Annotated in this window: 15 protein-coding genes; 7 read left to right on the forward strand and 8 right to left on the reverse strand. The window is 45.4% G+C overall.

Going from position 1 to position 16,381, the window contains the following annotated elements:
• Positions 1-5: 5 nt before the first annotated feature.
• The gene (locus tag HY58_RS01200; protein WP_039126533.1) at positions 6-542 is read right to left on the reverse strand and encodes a hypothetical protein; all 537 of its coding nucleotides are present in this window, start codon (positions 540-542) and stop codon (positions 6-8) included.
• 217 nt (positions 543-759) lie between these two features.
• Between HY58_RS01200 and HY58_RS01205 the strand changes: the two genes are divergently transcribed.
• From HY58_RS01205 to HY58_RS01225, 6 genes are all read left to right on the forward strand, one after another.
• Positions 760-1,380, forward strand: a complete 621-nt coding sequence (locus HY58_RS01205; protein ID WP_039126536.1) for a hypothetical protein — start codon at positions 760-762, stop codon at positions 1,378-1,380.
• Between the two features lie 94 nt (positions 1,381-1,474).
• Complete coding sequence (locus tag HY58_RS01210) at positions 1,475-1,852, forward strand: hypothetical protein (protein ID WP_039126539.1); 378 nt, start codon at positions 1,475-1,477, stop codon at positions 1,850-1,852.
• Positions 1,853-1,875: 23 nt separating this feature from the next.
• Entirely contained in the window at positions 1,876-2,715 is an 840-nt protein-coding gene (locus tag HY58_RS01215) for a hypothetical protein (protein ID WP_052323735.1), read from the forward strand.
• Positions 2,716-2,725: 10 nt separating this feature from the next.
• Positions 2,726-3,406 (forward strand): response regulator transcription factor, encoded by a 681-nt coding sequence (locus HY58_RS01220; RefSeq protein ID WP_039126542.1) that lies wholly within the window; start codon positions 2,726-2,728, stop codon positions 3,404-3,406.
• A complete protein-coding gene (locus HY58_RS19725) occupies positions 3,403-3,654 on the forward strand; it encodes a hypothetical protein (RefSeq protein WP_216593752.1) in 252 nt (83 codons plus the stop codon). The genes HY58_RS01220 and HY58_RS19725 overlap by 4 nt, the downstream gene beginning before the upstream one ends.
• Positions 3,618-4,709, forward strand: a complete 1,092-nt coding sequence (locus HY58_RS01225; protein ID WP_216593753.1) for a cell wall metabolism sensor histidine kinase WalK — start codon at positions 3,618-3,620, stop codon at positions 4,707-4,709. Before HY58_RS19725 ends, HY58_RS01225 begins: the two co-directional genes overlap by 37 nt.
• Positions 4,710-4,778: 69 nt before the next feature.
• Here the strand turns inward: HY58_RS01225 and HY58_RS01230 are convergent, their stop codons facing one another.
• From HY58_RS01230 to HY58_RS01260, 7 genes are all read right to left on the reverse strand, one after another.
• Positions 4,779-5,861 (reverse strand): hypothetical protein, encoded by a 1,083-nt coding sequence (locus HY58_RS01230; protein WP_039126546.1) that lies wholly within the window; start codon positions 5,859-5,861, stop codon positions 4,779-4,781.
• A 53-nt stretch (positions 5,862-5,914) separates the two neighbouring features.
• Positions 5,915-7,258, reverse strand: a complete 1,344-nt coding sequence (locus HY58_RS01235; RefSeq protein ID WP_253271476.1) for a vanadium-dependent haloperoxidase — start codon at positions 7,256-7,258, stop codon at positions 5,915-5,917.
• A 57-nt stretch (positions 7,259-7,315) separates the two neighbouring features.
• Positions 7,316-8,866 carry a vanadium-dependent haloperoxidase gene (locus HY58_RS01240; protein ID WP_039127766.1) on the reverse strand — a complete coding sequence of 517 codons (1,551 nt, stop codon included), beginning with the start codon at positions 8,864-8,866 and terminating at the stop codon, positions 7,316-7,318.
• A complete protein-coding gene (locus HY58_RS01245; RefSeq protein ID WP_156123525.1) occupies positions 8,847-9,794 on the reverse strand; it encodes a hypothetical protein in 948 nt (315 codons plus the stop codon). The genes HY58_RS01240 and HY58_RS01245 overlap by 20 nt, the downstream gene beginning before the upstream one ends.
• Before the next feature lie 121 nt (positions 9,795-9,915).
• Complete coding sequence (locus HY58_RS01250; protein WP_039126554.1) at positions 9,916-10,476, reverse strand: hypothetical protein; 561 nt, start codon at positions 10,474-10,476, stop codon at positions 9,916-9,918.
• Positions 10,477-10,499: 23 nt separating this feature from the next.
• Complete coding sequence (locus tag HY58_RS01255; RefSeq protein ID WP_039126557.1) at positions 10,500-11,693, reverse strand: hypothetical protein; 1,194 nt, start codon at positions 11,691-11,693, stop codon at positions 10,500-10,502.
• Positions 11,671-12,678, reverse strand: coding sequence for a DUF2157 domain-containing protein (locus HY58_RS01260; RefSeq protein ID WP_039126560.1), 1,008 nt, complete (start codon positions 12,676-12,678; stop codon positions 11,671-11,673). The genes HY58_RS01255 and HY58_RS01260 overlap by 23 nt, the downstream gene beginning before the upstream one ends.
• A 155-nt stretch (positions 12,679-12,833) precedes the next feature.
• Between HY58_RS01260 and HY58_RS01265 the strand changes: the two genes are divergently transcribed.
• Positions 12,834-16,319 carry a methylmalonyl-CoA mutase family protein gene (locus tag HY58_RS01265; protein WP_039126563.1) on the forward strand — a complete coding sequence of 1,162 codons (3,486 nt, stop codon included), beginning with the start codon at positions 12,834-12,836 and terminating at the stop codon, positions 16,317-16,319.
• The last annotated feature ends 62 nt before the right edge of the window (positions 16,320-16,381 follow it).

Genomic DNA, 16,381 nt, shown 5'->3' on the forward strand with positions numbered 1-16,381 from the left:
AATATTTAGTACCTGTACAAAACAGCCCGCTGGAACGTCCTGATACCGTAACTTTTTACTTTCGGTACAGTGCTGTCACCTCCACCGCTTATAGCAATTGGCTTTTCCTGCATATTATAAAATTCAACAATCAAACTATCGCCTTCCAGCCAGCTATTATTTATTAATGTATTGCCCTGCACTGTAAAACTGCTGCTAAACCTGTCGCCCACCAGAAAATGATCCAGTACGATACTGTTCTTTTCATCAATCAGCCAATGCCCCTTCTCTTTATTAAATGGCTTTAAAATGTATGACCTCACATCCGGCTTTTGACTGCCATAGATCATCCGCCAGCTATATTGGTCTGTACTGTCTAACGGTAAGATATGAAGCTCCATTGTAACAGGTTCTCGTTGCACAAGGCCCTGGTACCATTGCATGGTGCCCTTCCATTTTCCTAACCATTTAGAGGGGAAATTTTCAGTGCCCTGCGCCAACACCATATTTACTTTTAACAATACAATGATGAACATTATCACGAATCGGGCGAATTTCTTCATGAAACTGAAATTACAACTATCAATTTTCAAAAAGATGCTTTGAATGTTCGATTCATCCACTTTTTTCAAGAATGTCCGCTAACAGCGAATCTTTTTTTTAGTTTTTTTTATCCAAACACCATTTTTCATCTAGTCTTCATCTTCCCATTTTAGTTTTGTTTTCAGAAATCACAACATCGGTTATTCAACAAAACATTATTTATTTAAATCTGAAGTTATGAAAACAAACATTTTAATTGTAGCATCCCTGGTGTTTAACACAGCACTCTTCGCTCAATCAAATTCCGGTACCAACCAGCATGGTTCAACTGTCAGTAATACTGCAAAATCAAGGACCGGTACAGCAACCAATGGAGAATCCATAAATGATCGGGCCTCTGCCAGAGCTAAAGGGTCGCTGGCAACAGAAACTGATATTAATTCAGAGGCCGTGTCAAATGCTCAGGCAAAAACAGGCAAAGCTGCCCGTAAAGCAAAGGCCGCTACCAAAAAACAGGTAAAAGATAAGCGGGATAAAACTAAAGATCTCGTTCAATCCGTAGAGGCAAACACTTCATCCAACAATGATATCAATACCTCTGTTAACAATGAACATGGACTAACCGTGAGCTCTGTGGCCAAAACAGAAATGGAAGCAGGTAAAAAGGGTGCTGAGGTCAATGAGATCGCTTCAGAAAAAGCAGAGGGAAATGTGAATAGCGCTTCTGCTGTTAAATCTGTAAAGAAAACAACGGCAATGACCAGGAAACAAAGCAAAGCTGCTGCTGGCAGAGTAAAAATGCCCAAAACCAATATCAAAACCCGCGCAGGTGCTGGTGTGGGTATTGGAGTTCATTAAAATAATATGTCTGGCACTATTTTAGCAAGTGCTATTTTGTGCCAGACACATACCCTATCATCGTGATATGTTTATAACAAACCTTTGCCGGAAAATGCTTACAGCTCTTGGGGCCATTATTCTGCCAGCTGCTCTTTTTGCATCCTCCGGGCCCATTGACCCCGGTAATGGTTTTTACCAACTGAGAAACAGTCAGAAGAGGCAACTGAGTTTGCATTCAATCAAGTCAGCAATGCTGCTGGATACTGTGCCGGCACCCAAGCCGGTGCATATTCCGGGTACTGATGAAGAGAATCCTGTCCGGTCTGTTGAATTGATTCCTGCTGAAAAAAAAACCAAAGACCTTGCTGATATTAAAAAGGTTCCGAGAGCACGTCGGCAGGTAAAGCCCGGGGTTTTAAAGAATGTAATAAAGGTTACACCTGTCAAAATTGTGAAACCCAAAATTATCAAACGAATTTCCCCACTCTGATTATTCAATATTTATTATACTCTATGAGATCAATATTTATTATACTGGCAGTATCGCTTCTGTCACTTGCAGCTATAGCACAGGCTGATAGTAATAAAACGACAATTACTCTTGCCGCAATTTATAGTAACAATGCCAGTTACTACGGACAAACTGCTGCTGAAAGAATGCCTTATATCGCCACCAATGCCAGTTTGAGATTTGGCTCAGGTATATACCTGAATGCAATGGCATACCGCCTCCTGAACCAGAATGCGGGAACTGCAGTATCCGCATCCAGCCTGGGTGCCGGATATGGATTTAATATCTTACCTAAGCTAAGTGCAGATTTAAATTACACACACAGTTTCTATCCGTCTAATTCTGGATTTGTCCAGGCTGCAAATACCGATTTTATAGGTGCTGCCCTCAGTTATGAACATTTATTCACAACGGGCGTATCCATGGATTATGCCATAGGAAAACAGGAAAGGAATGATATGTTTCTTACATTGAATAACTCCCGCGTAATCAATCTGGGAAGCCTTAATAAGGAGAAAGATCTTTTGACGTTAACTCCTTCGGTCGACATAGTTGCAGGATCACGGTATTTCTATGAGAGTTATATAGTGGAAAAAGCACGCCGTGACAGCCTTCTCGGAATACCTCTTTTGCCAGCCGAGCCAGAGCAGGAAACTATGACAAAAGAGTCCTCCAGTTTTGATATTATGTCTTATAGCCTAAAGCTCCCTTTAGCATATAATCGTTCCCGTTATATGATTGAAGCTGCATACCAGCTTTCCGTTTTAGGTAAAAAACTTGAATCCTTTTCAGATGAGCGGATGAACTCATTTTTCTCTTTAAGTTTTTATTATCAGTTTTAACCTGACCCTAATGAAAGTCCTGATCGTTGAGGATGAAAAAATGCTCGCCGCTGAAATCGAAAATTTTCTGCGGCGAGCACATTACCTCTGTGATATCTCCCATACAGCTAATGAAGGCCTTGATAAGATCACAATCAATATGTATGATTTTGTTTTGCTTGACCTTGGGTTGCCTGACTTTGATGGACTCCAATTATTGAAGGATGCGAGAAAACATAATCCTGATGCGGCTTATATTATTCTTACAGCAAGGGGTGATACCGATGACCGTATCAGGGGGCTTGATCTTGGAGCTGATGATTATCTGGCCAAGCCATTTTCACTCCTTGAATTGCAATCGCGTATGCAAGCCATAAACCGGCGGAAATTCGGCTTGAAAGATCAGGTTTTGTCAATTGGCGATTTTATCGTAGACCTCAAACTACGCGTGGTTAAGTTGGGAATTAATGAAATCGAACTCTCTAAAAAAGAGTTTGATCTCCTTAGTTATTTGTTATTGCATCGGAATCGTCCACTGACCCGAATGCAATTGAGCGAACACATCTGGGGAAACTACGTGGACGATGATTACGATTCTAATTTTATTGATGTTCATATCAAGAATATCCGTAAAAAATTATCCGCTTTTGGAACTGTAGAATGGTTGGAAACAATTCGTGGCGTAGGATATAAAATCAGGAAACAGGATTGAAGCTTCTAACTAAATTAACGCTTTTTATCACCCTTTCGAAACTGGTGATCGTGGTGTTCTTCATCACCCTCCTGCCATATTTGCTGGCGGAGATCGCTTCTCGATATACAAATAATTATCTCCGCGAACAAAAGAAGAAGGTACTGGATGTAATTGCTGAGAACGGGGTGGATTATTCCTGCAAGGTGAGCCTGATTATGGTAGTTACACCATGCTTAAAGAAGAATATATTGCTCTTGAACCAGTAGATTCAACAGTGTTGATTGATACTATAACTACTTCAAGAAGGGTCATTGAGCGGGATACACTGGATTATCGTGTATTGATGTATACCCACATTATAGAAAAGCAAAATTACCTTATAGAAATAGGCAGAACAACAGAAACCATAACACAGTTTATTAAACCACTTCAGAAGGTTGCGTTGAATGTGCTAGTGCTGCTGATTGGAATAACATTGGTTTTGGATCTTTTTTTTACACGCTTCCTCTTACGACCGTTGGGTAAAATTATTAAGTCCAAACTTCAGAACAGGAAATTCCCCTTCAATGAACAGATTGATGCTGTCAAAACAACCACGGAAGATTTCAGGCTCCTCGACAAGTCTTTTATTGCATTGATGGAACAGATCAATGAAGCTTTCGAAAAAGAACGGGAGTTCACAAGCAATGCTTCTCATGAATTGATGACTCCCATCAGTATCCTGCAATCAAAAATGGAAAACATGATGATGGCGGAAGATGTAGGTGAAAATCAGCAGGAAAGGATACTGGAGTTGATGCGTACACTTTCAAGGTTGAAGAAGATTGTGAATGCTCTACTGCTTATCTCTCGTATTGAGAATGAACAATTCGGTAAAACAAACAATGTATCTCCTTCAAATCTAATCGCTGAAGTGATTGAAGAATTAAAGGAACGGATGGAAGAAAAAGGCTTGCGTTGTACAGTGAACCTGCACCCACACCACCAGTTGGAAGGAGTGAACAATGATCTGTTATTCCAGCTCTTCTATAACCTGGTAAACAATTCGATCCGCTATAATAAGCCCGGTGGAAGCATTACCATAGTAGATCGCATTGCAGCGGATGGCAGGTATGAGATTATAATTCGTGATACCGGATCAGGTATTCCTCCTGCAGAATTACCTAATATTTTTAATCGGTTCAAGAAGGCCGGCCGTACTGAAGGAGAAGGAGTTGGCTTAGGATTGGCAATCGTAAAATCTATCCTGGATTTTCACGGGATGACCATTCAGGTCTCCTCCCGATTGAGTGAAGGTACTAATATTGTAATAGGTGTCTGACACATGTTCGTGAAACGTTAGAACACATTTTCGAACATATTTCGAACATGTGTCAGACACCTTAATAACCTAAAATCTCAATGAATATCCAAGGTTCACGGAGTAGTCAGCAAATGCGGCATCACCATGACGATAGGTTCCGCTTTGCAAGGAAGCCTCCTTGTCTGTAACACTCCGGGTGCGGTTACGCTCCAATGCCACCGGTACAGTAGCATAAAAGACGCCCCGCTTTGCCAGGTATGTTATTCCAGGCTCTACCGCTATCACATATCCCGGCCTCCGAAATCCACCACTTTCTCCAAGCAGGTCCTCAACGGGAATTCCCTCGATGCGCCCACCGATGCTTCCGGATACACCCTTTAATCTTCCCAGGAAATTATAATTGAATCCCGCCCTTGCCATATACTGGTCGGGAACACTCATGATGGATTCATTGGCTAATACAGCACTTAATGTTTCGCGATAAGTGCGTGTGCCATTTACTTCACGTGGATTTGATAGATAATACAGATTGGAATATAATCCGGCCATCGGAGAAAAGCTATAGAACCCATTCAATTCAACCGCAATGCCCGTACCACCATCTCCCAACTGAATGGATTGATCAACCGGCCTCAGCTCAGGCTTGCCATCCACCCCAACATTCTGGAAATAGTCCTGGTAATTATAATTGCCGGTGGGCAGTTTCAGACCAAGCCCCATTTGAAAATTTCCCTTGCTATGTTTGGCAGGATCGATCATCCACCGATAAGCCATAACCCGCATATCGCCAATACCAAATGATTCGGTAGTATGACGCTCCGTTCGACCATGCTCATATAAAGAAGATCGCTTGTTGATACCAATCGGCAGGCCAATCAAAAATGACCACCTGTCATTCAGTTGCTTAGCAACCGAAAGGTCCAAAAGATGTTGCCAGTTGATTACCTCTGTATTCTGTTTCAGTCTTTCTTCCTGTTCATCCCTGCCCTTAAAATGACGGAATGATTTAAAATACCGGTAGCCGATATTCAATTGCCATTGCCCGGCAGCCACCTGCTGCCCTGAAACGGAACAATTGGTGCCGGTGCCCCTTATCGCAACACAGCCCTGTGAATATGCATTTAATGCCAGCAGCGCCAGCGCAAAAAGAGATAATATTATTTTTTTCATTGCAGTTGTTTTATCCGTCTGACGTCTGTCATGACGCATGTCAGACGGGTTAGTTATTTTTTCATTTTTAATCGGCTTACTACCATCTCGCCAATACGACGCCCCGATTCAGCGCCCATTTCGTTATCAAAGCGGAAATGAATTCCACCATAAAGGCGGCTCATGGCTGCTTCCGCAGCAGCATCCCTGAAGGAGGTGATCTCCCGGTTGGCTATACCAAACTCCAGTAACGAAGTATCCGTGAATCGTAACTTATCGCCAAAAACACTGGTCATCGCCTCGGCAGCAGCAGCAGATGCCGTTCCATGCCCGCTCGGGAAAGAGGGGAATGGAGGTGTCTGAATATAAGGCCTCCACTCAGGATCGATCACCTGGTTTATGACGGTCTCCGGACGGATCGAATTGTAACTATATTTCCCTTCCCAGCAACTGATAAAAGCATCAAAAAGCGTTATGGCTGTTTTCGCATATCCGGTGACGGTAGTATTGAAATCGGCACCAGCCTTCTGTGCAGCTATCCCCACAATATTCATCCAGTGACCAGGGGGAGAAAACTTCTTGGTGGCAAACATTACATGACCACTAACATTCATCTTAAAGGGATTATCATCCCAAAAATCTGCGATATGCTTTTGCTCATCTGTAAGGCTGTCACCAACCATTTTTACTTCCATTGCCGCCTTGAAATAAATACTACCCGTATCGCGCATATTATAGGGCGGTGGCTGATGTGCCTTGCACACCGACGCGCTGTCAAGTACAAGTGTCCTTATTTCCATCCAGTGCGGTTCCATTGCCTGGGCATACATGGGAGGAGTAGGTATCCAGCGACCTTCATCATTGTTAACCGTATAACGGGTACTGGAACGGGTTTGGGCGTAGTTATCCGTTTTCGACCATGCCATGATAGCGGCTGAGATTGTATCCGCATAGGCCCTGGTGCCATCCACTATGGCAGACGGCATGCCCAAACTATCAGCTTTCTCAAGTAACTCATCATAATATCCCATTAAACTCCCTTCCGGAAATGTTACCGCATTACCCACCTTGGTGAAAGCAAGCATAGCAGCCAGTGGAAAATCAACTAACGAGGTGTCTGCCGGCTTTGGCATGGGCGGGAGATGCTTTATCTGACCCGATAAACTCTGGTAATGGGTGGGGTCGCCTGCTGCAATCACCTCATATGCCGCGATATTGGCATAGGCATAATTCCGCGTTGCGATCATCGGAGGAAAATTATTCTCCAGTACTACATCATTTAACTTCTTTACCGTTTTGCAGTAAAGCAATGGATCATGCATCACAGCCTTATAGTCCTTTTTGCCACCGCAACTCATAAGGTGCAATACCATTACCAGCAAAGCCAGCATCTTTAACATAGTTGTTCTCGTTTTCATGGAATATTTTATCATTTCTACATTATTTTCAAATTCAACTAAATAAAACCGTTAATACTAGTTGGAGCCATCCTGCTGACCAAGCTTTACTGCAAAACTTCCAATTGCATTGCCACAATCCGTTCCTGCTTCCGAATCAAAGCGATAATGGATAGCTCCATAAATCCTAGACTCCGCCGCTTCTAAAGCCATCGCTTCAAAAGATGCACTTTCCGCAGGAAAGATATAACCCAGAACAGTAGCCGCAGCAGCTGAAAAAGTTGAGTGACCCGATGTATATGAAGGGAAATTAGGCAAACCAATTGTTTTAATAGATGGATCTACCTGTGAGGGGCGTGGATAAAAATAATAGGTCTTGGCATCCCAGCAACTAATTCCTGCATCAAAGATCGCCATATTCATCAGAGCCAATGTTCTCGCAGTTCGCAGCTCACTGAATTTATTGGCAACTATTGACTTGCAGGCGATCTCATTCCAATGACCTGGTGGAGTATAGGTACTAGCTCCATCGCCCCACAATTGTGCAATGCGCCATACCTCTCCCGAGCGTACCTCTGACATTCTCTTTACTTCCGCAAGGGCCTCTTTGAACTCGGCTGAACCAATAGCAGGGGGCGGTGGCGGACGTAAAGAATCGCGCTGGCTGGTTGTGATTAAGAATTGTTTCACATTTCCAAAGAACATCAGCATACCAGGTCTTGCAGGTTTCTCCAGGCTCTCCCATGGCATTGTTAATCCACGGTCAACAGCCGCCTGCTTCGCCTCCGCCCAAAGTGCCGGATTACCTCCCGCCTGGGCCATGCCATCCGTACGGTAACGCGCTAACACCTTTTCCACTACCTGGTTGGCGATCTGCTCTCCCGCAGCAATATCTGATGGCGCAGCAACACCGCTTACCACCTTTGCACGCTTCTGTTCATCACGCTCACCCGCCAACATAGTGCTGTCATTAGGGAACATTACCCGCAACAACCGGTAACTTACCTGTGCTACAACAGCATCCTCCGAAGGAAAAGACGGAAGCCCTTCCTGAACAGTTTCAAGCGCCTTAATGGCCCCACCTTGTGCAGCAGGCGACATCCTCTTATACTGAAACTTATATTTCCAGGTAGTCACCAACGCATCATAAATAGCTACATGCAAATAGGCATAGGCCCTCGACGCATAAGGCGGGTTGGCAAAAGGAAATTTCGGATAAGCGCCCGGATCATTCGCATTAGGTGTGGGATAATTACCTTCGGCAGTCGCTTCCGGCGGAATATTATATACCGATACCAGCTTTCTGGCAATTTCATTCCACCTTATGATCCCGCTATTCTTCCATTTGTTGATAGCGCGCTTATCCGTCTCCGTTATCGATGCCTGCATGTCAGCTATCTGCTCTAATTCAGCTGTATAAGCCGCACTTCCAACCGCCTCTGGTGCGCTAATAGTAATGTCAGCAGGATTTCCCACAAGTATGGTCTTCCAGCTGCCACCATTGTTTTCAACAGCTACTGGTTCAAAAGAGGGGAGCGATCGTTGCTCCACTTCCTTGGAACAGCCGACGAAAATTGCCGCTATGGCAACTCCGGTCAGTATGATATTATTAGTTTTCTGCTTGCTCATTTTTCTTTTTTTGGAAAGGTTTAAAAACATATTGTACACCACCCATCCAGGTAAAGGATTTGCCAATATTCCGGCCGGCTACAACCTGATCGCCCATCGCATGTAAGGCCAGCCCCTTTATCCATGGCGTCCACCAAAGTCCACTCACACCCACACTATGGCGGTCCATACGATTGCCCGGAAAGGGCATGTCATTGCGACGGATATCACTACCACTGGTGCTGATAGCCCAGTTATATTGAGCGCCCAGCCTTACATGGCGATTATCAAAGCCCGCCCGCACACTGCCATCCCATACATCAGGAATGGCCATCTCCTTACTGTAATACTGATCGTCGGTATAATAGGTCTCCCTGTCCACCTCAATTTTACCACGCATGATATAACCCGTCTGGATTGTGGTGAACCAACCCTTATCCAGTTTATAATGGCCGATAGCCCTGATCTGTGCAGTTTTTGCTCCCAACCCTATTGAATATGGCAGGAAATCCGGGATATAATCTGTTACCGGAATAGAAAATCCTACGGTGGCAAAACTTAACAGCGTGCCTTTTCCAACCCTATTCTTTGTCAATTGAACCTTGGCCTCAACAGCCAGGTCCTGCCATCCCTTAAGATCTGCCATATAACCGGCGTCTGATTTATTGTGGATATATGGCACCGTAGCAAATACCGAGATCCTGTCGGTAATGCCATAACCCAGCATGGGCATAAAGATTTTAGAGGTGAATTCCCCTATATTAAGATTCTCTCTCAATCTTTTTCCCTCCCAGTATTCTGTCCATTTGGATTGTCCATAATCGGCCACGATGCAGAGTTCTCCTTTCGTCATCGTGAAACCATCGAAGGCGGTTTGCGCCATTGTATTTAACGCCGCCCCTGTAAGAATATACAGAAAGGCGACGCGTGTAAAAATGCGTCTGATCATTGCAGTTGATTGGTTAAGTTGCTTACTCTAAGTGTGGCTCAACCGGGTACGCCTTGCAGCTATGCAAACTCATACCCGGTTTGAGTACACTTACTTTCAATAAACGTAGTCACGAAAACAATCAGGCATCTGGCGGTTGTTCGGGAGAATATTTTATTCCCGCAGATAGATTAACCAGGTAATCATTATAGGATATACCGGTTTCGCGGAAAATGGGTGTGTAGGCTGCAATTGCCATGCTCTCCACACATTCAGTGAGAATATTTTTTATGGAAACAGACTGCTTCCCGGTTTGATTACCCGTTGAATTTGTGTGCTGCAGGTCATTCACCATCTTGAAAAATTCATCCCTGGCATTGGTGATATGATGCGCCTCCGCATTGGGAATGCACCGCATTTCAAGTGAGTCGTTGTAGATCCTGCGCTCCACATACTGATATTTCATTCCGCCAATCATCACCTCGCCTTTAACACGCTCAAAAATGGGAGAGTTGGTATAGTAGGGGAGTTCATCAACAGGAACCTTGATCGTTACCAATGCAGAAGCATCATAGTGATCAATATCAAGCCTCGCATCGAGCTGCTGGCTATAATGGGTTTCCAGGTAAGAAAAAACAGCGCGGTATCCCAGCAGATTGAACAGCAGGATGCCCATGGCAAGTATGGCAGCTAGTTTTTTCACGAGGGGGAAAGTTAGTAAATTTTTTAATATTCCGCACCCGAACCCCCTCCGCCAAAACTTCCGCCCCCAAAACCAACCCCACCCTGGGCTTCTGGCGCCACCGCTACACCCGAATATCCCCCCACCACCAGCCAGGGTGCGCTCTGTAGCAGGTCGCCCTCATCACCGCCTTTCCTGAAGCTGTAAGAACTCGCCCCTTTTTTCAGAATTCGTACCAACAGGCCTGTTAGCCCCAGCAATAACAAGCCATATATTAATGTGGTGATCTCCCCGGCAAAAACGGGGTAATAATAGTGCTGGAAATAGAATGCACTCAACAGCAACACCATCCATATCCTTATTTGTAAACGGTCCTTTTTCACAATCGAACGCCATAACATTAAGATGGGTACAATCACCGTCCAGCCCCAATGAAATATCTGCCAGCCCGCTCCAGGATTTCCGATTCCCGCACCCTCTGTGCCTCCGGACCCCTGATTTGGCAAAGCTTGCTCCGCCAGCAACTTGTCTATTACAAATACATGCAGCGAAACATAGGCCAGCGCCACGGCAAAACTTCCCAGCACATGCAAACAGCGCCTATGCCACCTAAACTTTTCTCTTCCTTTTAAGTACCCGGCAACCAGGCTGCACGCCGACATCGTAACCGCCACTGCAAAACACATCAGCTGCGGCTGTGGATATTCATTCCAATAAAACAAGGTTATCACAACTGCACAGAGGCTGAGGAGTGAAGCCAGCACTGCCAGCCGGTCGAGATATCGGAGCCAGGCAGCACTGCACAACACAAAGGCGATTACTGCTACCCAAACCCTGTCGGGTGCATACAACATATCCAGTTGAAGTCCCGCAAAGAAAACCAGCGAACTAACCCCTGAATACAATAAAATATCATCAATGCCCGAACCATAATGTCCGCGCTGGCGGATAAAATATTCCAATGCCCCAATACCCGCCAATCCTGTTAACAATGAAATATAATTTGCTTGCTCTGCCCACGTTGCCTGAACAATCAGCGCAACCACCGCCTGCAACACAATGCTTGTCAGTATTCCCAGTCCGATCCTCACAAAGAAATTAGGAATATATAAGTGTGATGGAAACTGATGCTTTGCCAAAATCTGCTCTTTTTCTGTGATCAGCTCCTGCGAAAACGCCTCATCTATAAGACCCCTTTTCTCCAGTTGCTCCAGTTCAGGAATGGGATAAGCTATCATGGTGCCTGAGTTTTTTGTTGAGGGAAATCAGTAAGGTCGTGAGCCCAATACCCGTACCAATAAAATAAAACAGTGTTATATAAACTGTATTGGGCCCCCGGTCAAGCAATGAGAGAACCTTATCTATAAATACGATCGTTATCGTAATATATGTGTACAACACCATAACCACCATATAGTAAAAAGATCGATCCCGCATAGCTTTAAGGTAATGATACCAGGCGCCGGCCAGCAGTAAAATAAAAAACAATGGCCATGTCCTTTCAAAATTCAGCATCGCCGCTATCGATGAAATAAAAAAGAAATGGCTTCCAAACTGGTGATAGGTTCCTTCAAAATGTGGACGGATATCGCTCCTCTTTACCACCCACGATAATCCTGTTAAAAATACACCCAGGCCCAGCGCGGTTATTATCGTACGGTTACTGTCAAGCTCGGCCAGCCCAAACACGCTCGACGCATTAATTGTCAGGCCCAGCCACGTCGCCAGGTTGGTTACGGCCAGTGCCAGTACACCCCGGTGATCAAAATAATAAGCCGTCGCAAATAGCAATACCATGGGTATAAATGTTGCCAATGACCACCTGCTTCCAAATAACTGGAACTGGCTCTGTAAATAACCCACCAGGGTCACCAGTAATATTGCTCCCAGCATCAATACATAGTCGAATACCGGCGAAGATTCTTTATCTGATTCTCCCTCCCCGGCCGACTGTTTCTCTTTATGAAGAAAACACCATGTATAGCACCCGATCGTTGCTAATAAAAGTCCGGAAATTATAGCCAGGTGACCGATCTGGTCGATGTACTTATAGATCAATACACCTGTGCCTCCACTTACCAGCAATACTCCCAGGTAAAGCAATACCTGTATCTCCAGTCGTACCGAGGTCTTCTGATACTTGTAAAACTGACGTATCTTTTCAATGGAAGCTTCCGAAAGCATCGAGCGCGTATAGAGGGCTTCAAAAAAAGCCAGTGCCATGTTGATGGGGTTGTTCGGTTAAGATAACTTATTTTCTCTCAATACTAAACCAGGCCCCTGCTTCCGCATCCCCCGACTCTTCCGTTGAAACTAACAGGCGTTCGTAATTCAGGCTACTAACGTACATTTGCTAACTAATTGAAACTGCTTCTAATATGGGTTATACACCGGTTAATAAAGTTCGGATAGTTACCGCAGCATCGCTGTTCGACGGGCATGATGCGGCCATCAATATCATGCGCAGGATATTGCAGTCAAAAGGGGCGGAGATCATCCACCTCGGACATAACCGCTCCGTGCATGAAATTGTGGAAGCGGCCATTGAAGAAGATGTTCAGGGTATCGCCATCACCAGCTACCAGGGCGGACATGTGGAGTTCTTTAAGTACATGAAAGACCTGCTTCACCAGAACGGTTGCGGTCATATTAAACTTTTCGGCGGCGGTGGAGGTACAATCCTCCCCGAAGAGATCCGTGAATTGCACAGCTATGGAATAACACGAATTTATTCGCCCGATGATGGCCGTACCATGGGCCTCGAAGGAATGATAGAAGACGTTATCAGGCAATGTGATTTTTCGCTTAATGGAAACGGTTATAAATCACCCATGACGCTGGGCGAATGGAAAGATGTTCGCCTCATCGCAAGGGCCATTACAAACAAGGAACTTGGAGATGGAGAAACACCCGTTTTGGCGGAGAAGCAAACCGCCAGCCAGCCTGTTCTGGGTATCACTGGAACAGGTGGTGCGGGAAAGAGTTCCGTCACCGATGAGATCGTAAGGAGATTCCTCAATAATTTCACCGACAAAACAGTTGCCGTAATTTCCGTTGACCCCTCCAAGAAGAAAACCGGCGGGGCCTTACTGGGCGACCGGATCCGCATGAACAGCATCAGCTCTCCCCGTGCCTATATGCGTTCGCTTGCAACCCGCGATGATAATACTGCCCTGAGCGCACACGTTCAGGACGCCATCGATATTTGCCGCGCTGCAGGTTTTGACCTCGTGATATTGGAATCTGCAGGGGTGGGACAATCAGATGCTTCCATCCTCGATCATTGCGATGTTAGTCTCTACGTGATGACACCCGAATATGGTGCTGCTTCACAACTGGAGAAGATCAATATGCTCGATTATGCCGACCTGATCGCTATCAATAAATTCGATAAAAGTGGCGCGCTCGATTCATTGCACGATGTTCGCAAACAATACAAACGCAATTATAATCTCTTCACCGCTAAAGATGAAGACCTTCCCATTGTTGGCACCATCGCCGCACAATTCAATGATGCGGGAGTAAACGAACTTTTTGAAAAACTGGTATCAGTAATAGAGAAGAAAACAGGAACCAGTTTTGGTACTATAGAATTTCATAAACATAATAAAGATACTTCCGCAAAATCGCAGGTGATCCCTCCTAAAAGAGTTCGCTACCTCAGTGAGATTGCAGAGAATAACCGCGGTTATGATGCATGGGTGCAGGAGCAGGTTGCCATCGCCACAAAACTTTACCAGATCAATGGAATTATAGGGGAGAAAGAAGTTTCCGGCATTCCTGAACTGGCAAAAATGCGCGATCGCTTTCAGGAGCTGCTACATCCCGATTGCCGTAAACTCATCGAAGCCTGGCCTGCATTGGTGGATAAATACAGCAAGCCCTTTTTTGAATATGAAGTGAGGGATAAGATCATCCGCCAGCCGCTTACCACGGTTTCACTCAGCGGTACCACCGTCAAAAAAATGGTGTTGCCCAAATACCATGACTGGGGCGATATTCTTCGCTGGCAATTACAGGAAAATGTTCCGGGTGAATTTCCTTATACCGCAGGTGTTTTTGAATTGAAAAGGCAGGGTGAAGATCCTACCCGGATGTTCGCAGGCGAAGGTGGACCGGAACGTACAAACAAACGCTTTCACTATGTTTCACATGACCAGCCAGCGAAACGTCTCTCTACAGCATTTGATTCGGTTACACTTTATGGTGAGGATCCCGCTCCAAGGCCCGATATCTATGGTAAGATCGGTAATAGTGGTGTGAGCATCGCAACAGTTGATGATGCTAAAAAACTTTATAGCGGTTTCGATCTCTGCGATCCTAAAACCAGCGTTAGCATGACTATCAATGGTCCTGCCCCCATTTTACTCGCCTTCTTCATGAATGCGGCCATCGACCAGGCTTGTGAAAAATATCTTGATAAGCAATTGAAGGAATGTCGTCCGGGTATTGGGCAGTGGGGACTTGAATCTGCTGGTGATAATAGTATATCGGGGAGTAAAACAAGGTCGGATAATCAGGAACAGCTTAGAGATGGGGGTGTGGCCGGGTCAGCCTCCAAAGCGGATCCTGTGATGGTGAAAGAAGTGCTGCTAAACAAATTTGCAAAACTTCCCCGACCCAAATATTATAATCCCTCCTCACCCGAACGACTACCCGAAGGAAATAACGGGCTTGGACTTGCACTGCTGGGCTTCAGCGGTGATGAAGTTTTACCTCCCGATATTTATGAGCGCATAAAAGCGGAAGCGCTTAGCCAGGTACGTGGAACCGTGCAGGCCGATATCCTCAAAGAAGACCAGGCCCAGAACACCTGTATCTTCTCTACCGAATTTGCCCTTAAACTCATGGGCGATGTTCAGCAATATTTTATTGACCAGAAGGTACGTAATTTTTACAGTGTCAGCATCAGCGGATATCATATTGCAGAAGCTGGCGCCAATCCTATTACACAACTTGCCTTCACCCTCGCCAATGGATTTACCTATGTGGAATATTACCTGAGCCGCGGTATGCATATCGATGATTTTGCCCCCAACCTCAGCTTCTTTTTCAGCAATGGAATGGATCCGGAATACAGTGTCATCGGACGTGTTGCAAGGCGCATCTGGGCCAAGGCTATGAAGCTGAAATACAAGGGCAATGATCGCAGCCAGAAACTCAAATACCATATCCAGACCTCAGGGCGTTCGCTGCATGCACAGGAGATCGATTTTAATGATATCCGGACCACGCTCCAGGCCCTTTATGCTATTTATGATAACTGCAATTCGCTCCATACAAACGCATACGACGAAGCCATTACCACACCAACAGAAGAAAGCGTTCGTCGCGCCATGGCCATCCAGCTGATCATCAACCGCGAACTCGGTAGCGCCAAAACCGAAAACTTTATCCAGGGTTCCTTCCTCATCGAAGAAATGACCAACCTGGTGGAAGAAGCAGTGCTGGCAGAATTCGATCGCATCAATGAACGCGGTGGTGTTTTAGGCGCTATGGAAAGGATGTACCAGCGTAACAAGATCCAGGAAGAAAGCCTTCACTACGAAATGCAAAAACATACCGGCGAACTTCCCCTGATTGGTGTCAATTCCTTCCTCAATAAAAAGGGGTCACCCACCAGCATACCGGGCGAGGTCATCCGAAGCACCCGTGAGGAAAAAGAACAGCAGATTGAAAACCTCCATGCCTTCTGGAAACGCAATGAGGGCCGCTCCGCCGCTGCACTTGCAAAACTTCGCGAAGTGGCCATCAATAACGGCAACATCTTCGCAGAGCTGATGGAAACCGTTAAATATTGCTCCCTCGGCCAGATCACCCACGCCCTCTACGAAGTAGGCGGACAGTATCGCAGGAATATGTAAATTAGGTGTCTGACACATGTTCGGGAGACGTTAGAACATATGTTCGAACATCACCCGAACAT

Origin of the sequence: Flavihumibacter sp. ZG627 (assembly GCF_000814325.1) — a bacterium.
Taxonomy (GTDB): domain Bacteria; phylum Bacteroidota; class Bacteroidia; order Chitinophagales; family Chitinophagaceae; genus Flavihumibacter.

Excerpts from the sequence above, each read along its gene's own strand:
- HY58_RS01240 (WP_039127766.1), bottom strand. The coding sequence starts at position 8,866 with ATGAGCAAGCAGAAAACTAATAATATCATACTGACCGGAGTTGCCATA.
- HY58_RS01230 (WP_039126546.1), bottom strand. The coding sequence starts at position 5,861 with ATGAAAAAAATAATATTATCTCTTTTTGCGCTGGCGCTGCTGGCATTA.
- HY58_RS01255 (WP_039126557.1), bottom strand. The coding sequence starts at position 11,693 with ATGATAGCTTATCCCATTCCTGAACTGGAGCAACTGGAGAAAAGGGGT.
- HY58_RS01225 (WP_216593753.1), top strand. The coding sequence starts at position 3,618 with ATGCTTAAAGAAGAATATATTGCTCTTGAACCAGTAGATTCAACAGTG.
- HY58_RS01260 (WP_039126560.1), bottom strand. The coding sequence starts at position 12,678 with ATGGCACTGGCTTTTTTTGAAGCCCTCTATACGCGCTCGATGCTTTCG.
- HY58_RS01200 (WP_039126533.1), bottom strand. The coding sequence starts at position 542 with ATGAAGAAATTCGCCCGATTCGTGATAATGTTCATCATTGTATTGTTA.
- HY58_RS01265 (WP_039126563.1), top strand. The coding sequence starts at position 12,834 with ATGGGTTATACACCGGTTAATAAAGTTCGGATAGTTACCGCAGCATCG.
- HY58_RS01215 (WP_052323735.1), top strand. The coding sequence starts at position 1,876 with ATGAGATCAATATTTATTATACTGGCAGTATCGCTTCTGTCACTTGCA.
- HY58_RS01210 (WP_039126539.1), top strand. The coding sequence starts at position 1,475 with ATGCTTACAGCTCTTGGGGCCATTATTCTGCCAGCTGCTCTTTTTGCA.
- HY58_RS01235 (WP_253271476.1), bottom strand. The coding sequence starts at position 7,258 with ATGAAAACGAGAACAACTATGTTAAAGATGCTGGCTTTGCTGGTAATG.
- HY58_RS01220 (WP_039126542.1), top strand. The coding sequence starts at position 2,726 with ATGAAAGTCCTGATCGTTGAGGATGAAAAAATGCTCGCCGCTGAAATC.
- HY58_RS01205 (WP_039126536.1), top strand. The coding sequence starts at position 760 with ATGAAAACAAACATTTTAATTGTAGCATCCCTGGTGTTTAACACAGCA.
- HY58_RS01245 (WP_156123525.1), bottom strand. The coding sequence starts at position 9,794 with ATGATCAGACGCATTTTTACACGCGTCGCCTTTCTGTATATTCTTACA.